The 12,394-nt window shown below is 64.7% G+C and carries 12 protein-coding genes; 3 read left to right on the plus strand and 9 right to left on the minus strand.

Going from position 1 to position 12,394, the window contains the following annotated elements:
- Positions 1–33 precede the first annotated feature (33 nt).
- On the minus strand, positions 34–3,585 hold the full coding sequence (locus GR158_RS08555; protein WP_160870753.1) for an EAL domain-containing protein: 3,552 nt from the start codon (positions 3,583–3,585) through the stop codon (positions 34–36).
- Between the two features lie 286 nt (positions 3,586–3,871).
- On the opposite strand from GR158_RS08555, the gene GR158_RS08560 reads away from it, so the two are divergent.
- Positions 3,872–4,132, plus strand: a complete 261-nt coding sequence (locus GR158_RS08560; RefSeq protein WP_134648890.1) for a DUF1344 domain-containing protein — start codon at positions 3,872–3,874, stop codon at positions 4,130–4,132.
- Between the two features lie 9 nt (positions 4,133–4,141).
- On the opposite strand, the gene GR158_RS08565 is transcribed toward GR158_RS08560, so the two are convergent.
- From GR158_RS08565 to GR158_RS08580, 4 genes are all read right to left on the minus strand, one after another.
- Positions 4,142–4,723: a histidine phosphatase family protein gene (locus tag GR158_RS08565; protein ID WP_160870754.1), complete on the minus strand. Its 582-nt coding sequence runs from the start codon at positions 4,721–4,723 to the stop codon at positions 4,142–4,144.
- 15 nt (positions 4,724–4,738) lie between these two features.
- The gene (fabI, locus tag GR158_RS08570; RefSeq protein WP_134648888.1) at positions 4,739–5,557 is read right to left on the minus strand and encodes an enoyl-ACP reductase FabI; all 819 of its coding nucleotides are present in this window, start codon (positions 5,555–5,557) and stop codon (positions 4,739–4,741) included.
- A 133-nt stretch (positions 5,558–5,690) separates the two neighbouring features.
- On the minus strand, positions 5,691–6,740 hold the full coding sequence (locus GR158_RS08575) for a DnaJ C-terminal domain-containing protein (RefSeq protein WP_160870755.1): 1,050 nt from the start codon (positions 6,738–6,740) through the stop codon (positions 5,691–5,693).
- 81 nt (positions 6,741–6,821) lie between these two features.
- Complete coding sequence (locus GR158_RS08580; RefSeq protein WP_230640128.1) at positions 6,822–7,229, minus strand: RT0821/Lpp0805 family surface protein; 408 nt, start codon at positions 7,227–7,229, stop codon at positions 6,822–6,824.
- A gap of 90 nt (positions 7,230–7,319) precedes the next feature.
- Here GR158_RS08580 and pdxH point away from each other — a divergent pair, with 90 nt between their 5' ends.
- The gene (pdxH, locus tag GR158_RS08585; protein ID WP_160870756.1) at positions 7,320–7,940 is read left to right on the plus strand and encodes a pyridoxamine 5'-phosphate oxidase; all 621 of its coding nucleotides are present in this window, start codon (positions 7,320–7,322) and stop codon (positions 7,938–7,940) included.
- 3 nt (positions 7,941–7,943) lie between these two features.
- Here the strand turns inward: pdxH and GR158_RS08590 are convergent, their stop codons facing one another.
- On the minus strand, positions 7,944–8,981 hold the full coding sequence (locus GR158_RS08590) for a polysaccharide deacetylase family protein (protein ID WP_246665589.1): 1,038 nt from the start codon (positions 8,979–8,981) through the stop codon (positions 7,944–7,946).
- A gap of 54 nt (positions 8,982–9,035) precedes the next feature.
- Positions 9,036–9,194, minus strand: coding sequence for a hypothetical protein (locus tag GR158_RS08595; protein ID WP_160870758.1), 159 nt, complete (start codon positions 9,192–9,194; stop codon positions 9,036–9,038).
- A 72-nt stretch (positions 9,195–9,266) separates the two neighbouring features.
- On the opposite strand from GR158_RS08595, the gene GR158_RS08600 reads away from it, so the two are divergent.
- A complete protein-coding gene (locus GR158_RS08600) occupies positions 9,267–10,166 on the plus strand; it encodes a LysR substrate-binding domain-containing protein (RefSeq protein ID WP_160870759.1) in 900 nt (299 codons plus the stop codon).
- 27 nt (positions 10,167–10,193) lie between these two features.
- On the opposite strand, the gene tldD is transcribed toward GR158_RS08600, so the two are convergent.
- Together tldD and GR158_RS08610 are read right to left on the minus strand one after the other, a co-directional pair.
- Complete coding sequence (gene tldD / locus GR158_RS08605) at positions 10,194–11,609, minus strand: metalloprotease TldD (protein WP_160870760.1); 1,416 nt, start codon at positions 11,607–11,609, stop codon at positions 10,194–10,196.
- 77 nt (positions 11,610–11,686) lie between these two features.
- Entirely contained in the window at positions 11,687–12,217 is a 531-nt protein-coding gene (locus tag GR158_RS08610; protein ID WP_134648882.1) for an invasion associated locus B family protein, read from the minus strand.
- Between the last annotated feature and the right edge of the window lie 177 nt (positions 12,218–12,394).

A 12,394-nucleotide genomic window follows, 5' to 3' on the forward strand; every position in this document is an offset into this window, starting at 1 on the left:
AAAGGCACGGCCGGGACAAGGGTTTCACGCGCCCTACGATGCCATCTTCCAGCGCATCTCCGTGCTGAAGGCGAGAAACGCATCGCGCGACAGCGGCTTTGCGAAGGCATAACCTTGCAGAAGATCGCAGCCGAGCATGCTGAGCATCTCGGCATGCTGCATCGTTTCCACGCCTTCCGCGACGATCTCGATGCCGAGCGAGCGGCCGATCTCGATGATCGAGCGCACCAGCGCCTGCTCGTTTCGCGACTTGAGAATGGGGGAGACGAGCTGCCGGTCGATCTTCAGCCGCTTGGGCTTCAGCTTGAGCAGGCTCACGATGGAGGTGTGCCCGGTGCCGAAATCGTCGATCTCGATGTCGATGCCGAGCGCCTTGATGCGCGCGAGGTTGGAGAGAACCACGTCGTCGCTCTCGTCGAGGAAGATGGATTCCACGAGTTCGAAGGAGAGCTGGCCGGGCTGGATCGACAGGCCGGTGAGGCTGTCGATCAGGCTCTCGTCGCGCAGGCGCCGGGCCGAGACGTTGACCGACACCTTGGGCATGATCAGGCCCTTGGCCGCCCAGCGCGCGCAATCCAGCAGCGCCTTTTCCAGCACGATCCGGTCGAGCGTCGCCATGACGTTGAGGTCTTCGGCGATCTTGAGGAAGCGATCGGGCGTCAGCAGGCCATCGCGCGGGTGGTTCCAGCGGATCAGCGCCTCCGCGCCGGCAAGCTTCAGCGTGCCGGCATCGATCTGCGGCTGGTAGTAGGGCACGAATTCGTTGTTCTCGATGCCGGCGAGAATGTCGTCGGCGATGCGCTTGGTCGAGATGATCTCCGCCTGCAGCGTCTCGGTGAAGAATTCGTGGCGGTTGCGGCCGAGCGCCTTGGCCCGATAAAGCGCGATATCGGCGTTGACCAGCAGCTTCGCCGTGTCGATGGCCTGTCCTGATGCAAACGCGATGCCGATGCTCACGCCGAAGCGGCAGAGATGGCCTTCGTAATCGACGGGCTGCTGCATGAGGGCGATGATGCGGCGCGCAAGTCCGCTCAGATAATTCTCATCGGTGGTGTCGGAAACCACGACGACGAATTCGTCGCCGCCGATGCGGGCGACGAGGTCGTTTTCGCGCGTTGAGACGGATAGCATCTGCGAGGCGTGAACGAGCAGCGCGTCGCCGGCGGCGTGGCCCAGCGTGTCGTTGATCTGCTTGAAGCGGTCGAGATCGATATGCAGGATGGCGACCTGTGCCTCGTCCGTCTCGCTGCTTTTGGAGATCGCCGTCAGCACGTCGTCGAGCTTGCGGCGGTTGCCGAGCCCGGTCAGCGGATCGTGCAGCGCATTGTGCTCGATGCGCACCCGCGCCTGTTCCAGTTCGATGTTCTTGGCGTCGGCCTGCGCCTTGGCGGCCTTGAGGTGGTCGCGCAGCACCACGTCCTCGGTCACGTCGAAGGCAAGCCCGATCAGCTTGCGGCTGCCGCCATGCCCATGGTGAACCTTGCCCACCGAGCGGACGTGACGGAGCTCGCCGTTGGACAGCACGACGCGCGCCTCGTTCACATAGGGTTGCTCCAGCGCCGTGCACCGGTCGACATTGTCCACGATCGCGTCGCGGTCATCCGGGTGTATCGCGGCGAGCCATGCCTCGCGCGTCACGATGCCGTCGGTGAAGGTAAGGCCGTAGAGCTGGTGCATGCGCACGTCCCAGAAGGTGCGTCCGCCATCCAGATCCGCTTCCCACATGCCGCACTGGTAGGAATCGAGCGCCAGATCGAGGCGCCGGGTCGTCTGCTCCAATTCGGCATTCTGCCGCTCGGAGCGCTCCTTGGCCTCCTTTAGGCTTTCGGTCATGTGAACGTCTTCGGTCACGTCGAAGGCAAGGCCGACCAGTTTGCGCCGGCCATCCTCGACATGCAGCTTGCCGACCGACTGGACGTAACGGATGTTTCCGCCGGGCAGCAGGACACGGGCGGTACGCATGTAAGGCAGGCCTCTCTGCGTGGTGTCCGCCACCTTGCGAAGAGCCTCTGCCCGATCGTCCGGATGAAGCGCGGCCAGCCAGACCGCGCGCGGAATGCGCTCGCCGGTATTGGGAACGCCGTAGAGCTGGTGCATGCGCTCGTCCCAAAGCGTCAACCCGTCTTCGAGATCGCTTTCCCACAGGCCGCACTGATAGGCGTCGAGCGCGAGGTCGAGACGTTGCGTGAGGCGCGCCAGCTCGGCATTCTGCACCTCGGTCTGCTCCTTGGCCGTCTTCAGGGCCTCGTTCAGCAGGACGTCCTCGGTGACGTCCCAGCAGATGCCGGTCAGCGTCTCGCTGCCGTTCGGGGCCGCCAGGCGCGAGCCGATGCTTCGGATGTGCCGCCATGACCCGTCCGGCATGCGGATGCGGTACTGCGCGCGGTAATCGCTCGCGCCCGCGCGGATCAGTTCCATCTGGGCCAGTGTGGGTGCGATATCGTCGGGATGCAACGCGGCGTTCCAGAGATCGTCGGTAAGCGCCACGCTTTGCGAGAAGCCGTGCAGGCGATGCATCTGGGCGTCCCACTGGCGGGCGCCGCTCATGAAATCGTATTCCCATATGCCGATCTTGGAGGCGTCGAGCGCGATGTCGAGACGCTGCGAAAGCGTCTGCACCTGCCGGTCACGGGCCCGGAGCCGGGCGAGGTTGCGCTGGCGTTCGGAAATGAGGCCGCCGGTCAGGAAGATCGGTATGATGATGACCAGCGCGCTGGCGAGAGCGGTGAGGCGGATCTGCGCCAGGTTTTCCGGCGGATGGTGCCAGCCCTGCGCGGGGATCGCCCCCACTTCCCACCTGCCGCCGGGAAAGCTCAGAACCTGCACCACCGGATCGCTTTCGAAAACCTCGGCATTGCCGAAGAAGGGATCGTTGATGTTGTCGGGCACGCTGACGTCGCGGATCGCCAGCTCCATGTCCGTGGCGTGTTGCGAGATTCCATGCCGCACGCGCTGGCCTTCGGTGATCAGGCCGGCATCGATGAGCAGCTTGCGCTCGTCGATCACGCCATCGACATAACCCCACAGGTGCTGCCGCCCGCCGACCTGCGTGAAGACAGGAACGAAGAGGTTGAAGCCCCGGCCACCCTTGGCGAATTCCACGGGCCCGAAGATCCGGGGTTCGGCAAGGCCGCGCTCGCTTTGCACCGCGTGGCGAAAGGAGGGGAAACGATTGAAATTGGTGCCGAGATACCGCTCGTTGCCGCTTGTCGGAAAGGCATGGCTGACCTTGCTGTCGGGCGCGAGGCCGATGCGGCGGATATGGCGGTTCTGCAGCATCAGCCGACCGGCAATGCCACTGAACTGCTCCGCCGCATGGCCCGTTGCGACGGAGATCATGTTCGCGACGCTGCGCAGGGCGGCCGCGTCGCTGTTCATCTCGCTGCGCAGCCGCGCGACCGTCAGGGCGAGATCGCCGGATACGCGCATCTGGAGGTCGTTGCGATAGACCTGCTCGTTCTGCCGCTCGTAGAAGACGGTCGCAGCGAAAATGACGCAGCCTGCGATTGCGGCGGGAACGAGTGACGGCCGCGCCCATTCTGCGATGGATGCGATGCGGTGGCGAATGGAGGCAGTCGATGGCAACGCGCAAGCCCTCGTTTATCGAGGGAAAATAGGGTGTCTTCCCTTAAGATAGCCTTTATGAGCGGCTGGAATTCCGGGCTTTTCGGCTCCAGGCGGCGTTGACGCGGCGCGGATGCCGGCAGGGCTGCCGATAATAGCGGGGATGATGCCGGCGGGAGCCTTGATTCGCACTGCCTTTCCGGCCATCCATGTCACGGGCAGTCAAAAAGCGGGCGAATTTCGCCATATTTGGGGAGCATCTGACGTGGCCAGCAAGAGGACTGATTCATTTCCAGGGGTTCGCAGAATGCGTTTGATGATCGCCGCGCTGATGGCCATGGCCACCTTCCTGTCGCCGCTTGCCGCATCCGCCGAAAGCGCGGATGTCGAGGCGACGATCACCGGTGTCGATACGAACAGTCTCAGCCTGTCGCTGGATGACGGCAAGAAGTATCAGGCGCCAGAAGAATTCAACTTCGAGGGTCTGGCACCGGGCGTGAAAGTCGTGGTGTTCTACACGGAAGTCGACGGCAAGCGCGTCATCAACGACCTTGAGGTCGTTCAGTAAGGCCCTGCCTCACAGCCAGTGCATGCCGGCGGCGTCGATGCGCAGGATGCGATCCTGATGGATCGGCGTGTTGGCCGCCTCTTCCTCATCCATGCCATTGAGCCGGAAAGCGGCGCGGAAAACGCCGCCATGGCTGACGCAGACCGTCGGCTTCGTCACGTCGGCGAGCCATGAGCCGATGCGCCAGCAGAGGATTTCGTAGCTCTCCGCCGCTTCGCCGGGCGGGATGAAGTTCCACTTCGCACGGGCGCGTTCCTCGACCCGCTCCGGCGTGCTTTCCTTGAGTTCGGGAAGCGTGAAGCCCTCCCAATCGCCGAAGGACACTTCGACGAGGCGCGGATCGGTGCGATAGGCGAGGGGATCGAGGCCCATGGCGCCGCGCAGGATCTCCATGGTCTCGCGCGTGCGCCCGAGCGGGCTTGCCACGAAGTCGAAATCGGACACGGTGTCGCCGAGCAAGCCCTTGAGGGCCAGACCGTTGCCGGCCGCCTGCTTGCGGCCGGTCTCGTTGAGCGGAATGTCTTTCTGGCCTTGCAGCCTGCCCTCTGCGTTCCACGCGGTCTGGCCGTGTCGGATCATGTAAATGAGCAAGCTGAAAACCCTGCGTCAGTCCTTGACGACGGAAATGTCGGGCGCGTCCACCGCCTTCATGCCGATGACGTGGTAGCCGCTGTCGGCGTGATGCGTCTCGCCGGTGACCGAACGCGACAGGTCCGACAGCAGGTAGAGGCCGACATCGCCCACTTCCTCGATGGTGACGGTCCGGCGCAGCGGCGCGTTGTACTCGTTCCACTTGAGGATGTAGCGGAAGTCGCCGATGCCCGAGGCCGCAAGCGTCTTGATCGGGCCGGCCGAGATGGCGTTGACGCGAATGTTCTGCGGGCCGAGATCGACCGCCAGATACTTCACGCTGGCTTCCAGCGCAGCCTTGGCGACGCCCATCACGTTGTAGTTCGGCATGACCTTCTCGGCGCCGTAATAGGTCAGCGTCAGCATCGAGCCGCCATCGGTCATCAGCTTTTCCGCACGGCGGGCGACCGACGTGAAGGAATAGACCGAGATCTGCATGGTCTTGGCGAAGTTGCCCGGCGTCGTATCCACGTAGCGGCCGGTCAGCTCGTCCTTGTCGGAAAAGCCGATGGCGTGCACGAGGAAGTCGATCTTGCCCCACATCTTTTCGACATTGTCGAAGACGGCATCGATGGATGCCTCGTCGGACACGTCGCAGTCACCGGCCAGGACGGCGCCGATTTCGGCGGCCAGCGGCTCGACGCGCTTCTTCAGCGCATCGCCCTGATAGGTGAAGGCGATCTCGGCGCCCTGTGCGTGGATGGCTTTTGCGATGCCCCAGGCGATGGAACGGTTGTTGGCGACGCCCATGATGACGCCGCGCTTGCCCTTCATCAGACCAGATGCCTGAACCATGGAATGCCCCCTGAAACTAAAGTCGAGACTGCCTATGGCATAGGCGGCTATGCGGTTCAAGCGCGCTCGGGTTCAGGAACTGTTAGCATTCGTAACAATGGGTGCATGTTTCACCGCATCGTCACAAATCGTTTTAAAGGTAGAGGCCTTCGCGCTGGGAGCGCATCAGGTCGATCATCCTCGCGTCCGGCTTGTCCCACAGAAGAAGGCGGATTTCGGCAACGAGATCGCCGCGTTCGCCGTTCTCCATGATCAGGCCTTCGCCCGGAATGCGGATCGTCTGGTCCGAGCCGGACCATTCCGGAACCGTCACGGAAAGGGGACCGAGCGGCCCTTCGATGGTCGTTTCGCAGCCGAGGACCGCGTTTTCGATCGTGACGGGCAGGTCGACCTTGAGATCGAAGCCGTCGACGCGGAAACGGCCGGGCGTCACACGCACGGTGGCGACGACATCGCCGCGGCGCAGGCCCTCCATGCGGTAACCGGCCTCCTTGAGGCGGATCACCTGGCCGTCCGTCGTGCCGGCGCCGACGGGAATGCGGATCGTCTGGCCTTCCGGCGTCTCGATGGTCGGGCGCACCTTGTTCAGGATGTCCTCGACGGAGACGCTGACATCCGTGACGAGATCGGGCGCCTTGTCCATCTTGGCGCGGCTGCCGCGGATACGGCGAAGAATTGCCGAAATGAGAGTGGCGCCCGGCGCTGCGGCGGGTGCGGTATTGGCCTCGTCGCTCTCGTCCGCGGCCTTGCGGGCATCCTGCGCGGGCGCGGCGTTCGATTGGGTCTGCTGCGGCTGGGCCTGCTGTTGCGGGCGCGGCTGCGCGCCGGCATCGGCCTGCGCATTTCGCGAATCGACGCCGAAGATGCGGGCGATCATGTCCTCCGCGTCCTCGTTGCCGGCGCGCGGCGGCTCGCTGCGTGCCTTGCGCTCGGCCTGCTGGCGGCGCATCTGCTCCATGCGGCGCATTTCCGCCTCGCGCTGCTGGCGGTCGTAGCGGCTGCGCTTGTCGGGATCGCGCAACAGGTCGTAGGCGCGGCCGGCCTCGGTGAAGCGCACGGTGGCGAGCGGATCGTCGTGATTCTGGTCGGGATGCACGGCTTTCGCGAGCGAGCGCCAGGCCGCCTTGATTTCCTCTTGCCCGGCGCTGCGTTTCACGCCGAGGATCGAATAGGGATCACGCATAACTTCTACCCGTTTCCGTTGTGGCGCCATGGTAGTGGCGAACGTCCTAATCGGCCCTTACGGATCAGGGTTTAGAAAGTGTTATCCCTGGCGGTCGAAGGCCAGGAGCATCCACTCGCCGGAATTGCCCATGCAGGTGCGGCCGGTGAAGTTGGCGATGCCCTGGTAGGAATGTTTCGTGGTCACGAAATCCCGGCAGGTGCGGCCGGACCGGTCCTGGTTCTCGGCGATGGAACTGATGACGCCGGCGCTGCCGGAGGCGGAATTCGCCCACGGGATCGCGTTGCCGCCGGTGCGGGCGAGGTCTGCGGACGACACGGCGTTGCGCACGGTGATCTCGTCGGTCAGACGTTCCGTGTTGCCGTTGGATACGGTGCTGGTGCGCAGCGACGTGTCGACCTTGCTGTCGGAAAACAGGTCAAGGCCGCTCATGCAGCCGGAAAGGACGGTGCCGGACATCATGACGGCAAGAACCCCAAGGCCGCGCACCCAGTATCGCTTTGTGTACGGTCGCGTTTTTGTTATGTCTTTCACTCCAGCCTGCCTCATACAGCTAGATAGATCGGCATTGAGTTAAATATGAGTGACAATGCGTTAACAAGCGGTGACTTCACCGAGGAAAACGAACCCTACATCCTTTTCGGCCAATGGCTGGACGATGCCGGCAAGACCGAGCTCAACGATGCCAACGCGCTGGCGCTCTCCACGGTCGACGCGACGGGCATGCCCAATGTGCGCATGGTCCTGCTCAAGGGCTTCGACGAGCGCGGCTTCGTGTTCTACACCAATTTCGAAAGCCGGAAGGGCGAGGAACTTCTCTTTGCCCGCAAGGCCGCCATGTGCTTCCACTGGAAGACGCTGCGCCGACAGATCCGCATTCGCGGCGATATCGAGGTGGTGAGCGATGCGGAGGCCGACGAATATTACGCCTCGCGTCCGCGCGGCAGCCGCATCGGCGCCTGGGCTTCCAAGCAGTCGCGGCCGCTGGAAAGCCGCTTCGCGCTGGAGAAGGCGGTGGCGGAATACACCGCGCGCTACGCGATCGGCGAGATCCCGCGGCCGCCGCACTGGTCCGGCTTCCGCCTGAAACCCGCCTCGATCGAGTTCTGGCACGACCGCCCCTTCCGCCTGCACGACCGGGTGGAGTTCCGCCGCACGGAAGACGGCGCGGGCTGGACGAAGGTTCGCATGTATCCCTGATCGTCAGCGCCGCATCAGCCGGAAGGGAATGCCCGAGGCCAGCGCGCCCACATATTTCGGCTTCTGGTACAGGCCGTTGAGCGAGATGCGCGGCAGCGACGTCGGCGTGTCGAAGGAGCGGGCCGAGAGCGTGCCGGGCTCCGTCGTCACGGCGACGCGGAAGCCGAGTTCCTTCGCCAGACGGTGCTCGCGCGGCGAGACGGACGGCCTGTCGCCGTAGGGATAGGCGAGGGTCTCCGGCCGGCGACCGATGATGGCGGCGATGCGTTCGGCCGAAAGGTCGATCTCCGCGCGCGCCTCCTCGTCGCTCAGGCGCGCCAGCGCCCGGTGGCTGATCGTATGCGCGCCGATGGCGGCAAGCGGGTTGAGCACGAGGCTTTTCAGCTCGGGTTCGCGCATGACGAGCCGCTCGGTGATCATGAGCGGCTCCACGCCATGCGCCTTCGCTACCGCATCGAGCCGGTCGATCGCGGATGCCTCGTCCTTCTCGGAATGGATGAAGCGCGCGAAGCGGTCGAAGGCGGCCTGTTTCTGGATGGGTGTTGCGAGCGGCAGAGTGACCGGGCCGGAGCCGAAGTCGAATTCGAGATGCGGCACGGCGCGCAGAAGGTCGGTCAGCGTCTCCCACCAGATACCATGCGTCTTGCCGGCAAAGCCGGGCGCGACGAAGACGGTGAACGGCACCCTGTGCTGCGTGAAGACCGGCTGGGCATGGACGGCATTGTTGCGATAGCCGTCGTCGAGCGTGAAGGCGGCGAAACGCTCGCCGGCGCGCGCGATGGCGAGCCGCGCCGGCATGTCGGCAAGCGCGACGAACTGATAGCCTTCCTCCGTCAGGCGCCGGATGGCCGTATCGAGGAATTCGGGCGTGATTTCCAGATGCGCATTGGGATCGAATCTCTGTGGCGTCTTCGGCCGGACGTGATGCAGCGTGAAGATCGCCCCCATGCCGCGGGCCGAGGACATCAGCCCGACCCGTTCGGCCAGGTGCGCGAACTCCAGCCCGCCCGTGATGACGGCGCGCTTCAGCCTCTGTCGCATGGCATTTCGGATCGGCATGTCGTTTCGGTCTTTCCGCATCATTTCGAGCGGTCGTTATCGCACCGGGCCGGTATCCGAGTGGTTAACAGGGGCTTTCCTGCGGCGCACCGGCGGCGCGCGACCCGGCTGGAAGGTGAGAAGGCGAACCACTTCCATGGCGATGTCGAGAAGGGTGTCGAACATGTGTTCGTGCTCCATGCGTTGAATGTGCATGGATTGTCCGCCCGCTTGCCTGTCTGCCTCAAACGAGTTTATCGTCGATTTCGAATGACTTGAGGTTATGCAATGAAGCGCGGACGGCTGCCCCTGACGGCAATGCGGAGTTTCGAGGCGGCGGGACGGCTCGGCAGCTTCACGCTTGCCGCCGATGAGCTTTCCGTCTCGCAGGCCGCCGTCAGCCGGCAGGTCAAGGAACTGGAGGCGGAACTGGGCAAGCCGCTTTTCGAGCGCCGCCACCGCAGCGTGCGGCTGACGGCGGCGGGCCGCAGCCTGCTCGACGTGCTCTCCCGCTCCTTCGATGCCATGGACACGAGCCTCTCGGAAATCCGCGGCCGACGCGGTGGGGGACTCCTGGAAATCAGTGCCGAGCCATCCTTTGCGGCCTGCTGGCTGGTCTCGCATCTGGAGGATTTCCGCGCTGGGCACCCCGAGATCGACGTCGCCATCGATTCCGACATGCGGCTCATCGAATTTCGCACCCACGAAGCGGAAATCGCCATTCGCCATGGCATGGATGCGAAGGCCTGGCCGCGTACGGAAGCCGATCTTGTCGTCGAGGTCGATATGGTGCCGGTGATCGCGCCGGCGCTTCTCGCATCCGGCCCGCCGTTGCGGAAACCCGCCGATCTTCTGGCGCATACCCTGTTGCATGAGGAAAACCGCAGCGTCTGGGAGCGCTGGTTTTCCGCCGCCGGTGTGGAAGGCGTGCCGCTTGGCCGCGCGCAGATCTTCGCGGAAGGAAACCTGGTGCTTCAGGCCGTGCTGCGCGGCCACGGCGTCGCGCTGGTCGATCGCTTCCTGGCCGCCGAGGACATTGCCGCCGGCCGGATCGTGCAGCCGTTCGACCTGTCGATCCGCCACGGCGCCTACTGGCTGGTCGCGCGCAGCTTCAAGCGCCTCTCGCCGGAAGCGCGCGCCTTCCGGCAGTGGTTGTTGCAGAGGATTGCGGCGTCGGGTGGAACGTGATGGCGTCGCCCGACTGGCCCAGAAAAATCAGGCCTTCGTCCCGCCCACCGTGATCTGGTCCATGCGCAGATGCGGCTGGCCGACGCCGACCGGCACCCACTGGCCGGCCTTGCCGCAATTGCCGATACCGGTGTCGAGCTTGGTGTCGTTGCCGATCATCGAGACGCGGCGCATGGCGTCCGGTCCGTTGCCGATCAGCATGGCGCCCTTGACCGGCGCCGTCACCTTGCCGTTCTCGATGAGATAGGCCTCGGTGCAGCCGAAGACGAACTTGCCCGAGGTGATGTCCACCTGCCCGCCGCCGAAGGAAACGGCGTAGATGCCGTTCTTGACGGAGGCGATGATCTCGTCCGGCGTCTTGTCGCCGGAGAGCATGTAGGTGTTGGTCATGCGCGGCATGGGGCGGTAGGCATAACCCTGCCGGCGGCCGTTGCCGGTCGCCTTCATGCCCATCAGCCGGGCATTCTGCCGGTCCTGCATGTAGCCCACGAGCTTGCCGTCCTCGATCAGCACGTTGTAGGCCGAAGGCGTGCCCTCGTCGTCGACGGTGATCGAGCCGCGGCGGTTGTCGATGGTGCCGTCGTCGACGACCGTGACGCCTTTGGCGGCGACCTGCTCGCCCATCAGACCGGCGAAGGCGGAGGTCTTCTTGCGGTTGAAATCGCCCTCTAGCCCGTGGCCGACGGCCTCATGCAGCATCACGCCCGGCCAGCCATTGGCGAGCACGACATCCATCGTGCCGGCCGGGGCCTCGACGGCCCCGAGATTGACGAGCGCCTGACGCAGTGCTTCGTCGGCGCCGGCGTGCCAGCTTTCCTCGGTCAGGAAGGCATCGAAGGTGGTGCGACCGCCGGTGCCGAAGCTGCCGGTCTCCTGCCGGTCGCCGTCACCCACCACGACGGAAATGTTGATGCGCGTCATCGGGCGCACATCGCTGACGCGATGGCCGTCGGCGCGCAGAATGTTGACGACCTGCCAACTGGCGGCAACCGAGGCCGTGACCTGCCGCACCTTCGGGTCCTTGGCGCGCAGATAGGCGTCGATCTCGGTCAGGAGCGCCACCTTCTCCTCGAAGGTCGGCGCGCCGATAGGATTGTCGGGGCTGTAGAGCTGCCGGTTGGTGCCCTGCGGTGCGGCGGCGTAATCACCGGAATAGCCGCGCGCGACGGCGCCGGCGGCATCGGCTGCGCGCTTCAGCGCCGACAGGCTCATCTCACCGGAATGGGCGTAGCCGACGGCTTCGCCCGCCACGGCGCGCAACCCGAAACCCTGGTCGGTGTTGAAGCTGCCGCCCTTCAGACGGCCGTTGTCGAAGGACAATGATTCGGCCTGGGCATGCTCGATGAACAGCTCGCCGTCATCGGCGCCCTTGAGCGTTTCCCGCAGAACGGCCTGCACCGTCGCCTCGTCGGCATCGAAGAGGGAGAGAAGGTCGGTGTTCATGGCGGGCTCCGCAAGCAATGGTGGACGGGGCTCATGTAAGTTCCCCGGCGGCGGGCGGCAAGCCCGCGGCGGAAGGCTTACGGCAGCGCGTCGTAGCCTTCGCCGAAGCCCTTGAGATCGACCGGGATGCCGATGCCTTCTTCGGGAGACTGGAAGACGATGAAGGTCGCCGTCGCACCGGAGCGGAAGGTCTTGAGCAGCTCGTCTTCCAGCACCACCTCGGCATAGCAGCCATCGGCGAAGCAGCGCACGAAATAGGCGCGGCCGATATCCTTGCCGTCGACATTGAGGCCGAGGCCGTTTGGCAGCAGCACGCCGAGCGGGGCGAGAACGCGCAGGATCTTCGCCTTGCGGTCGGCCGTCTTGAGCACGACGACGGAAAGGCCGAGCTCCGGCCGGTCCTCTGCCAGCACGTTCTGCATGAGAGCGCACTGCTCGCCGGATGCGCCGGCCGGCTGGTCGCAGACGATCGACCAGGCGCCATGGTTGGATTTCACCGTTCCGGGCTGCTGCGCTGCGGATAGGGAAGGGAGTGCCGTGGCGCCGAGCGCGAAGACGGCAAGGCCGAACGCCGCCCGTGACAGCCGGGAGAGGGGAGTGAAACCCATGAAAACCTCGGAATCTCGAATCAGTCGGGCTATCTTTGAATAGCCGGCGGCGAAATGAAAAGCCCCGGCCGCTGCTTTCCGATTGATTGAAGGCGGAAATTGGACGCGATCGCGCAGTTTCGCGCCATCCGCCACTCTTTATTTAATAATGCGTGTCTGCTGCCCCAAGCGTCGCAC

Source organism: Shinella sp. AETb1-6 (assembly GCF_009826875.1).
In the GTDB taxonomy this organism is placed as follows: Bacteria; Pseudomonadota; Alphaproteobacteria; order Rhizobiales; family Rhizobiaceae; genus Shinella; species Shinella sumterensis.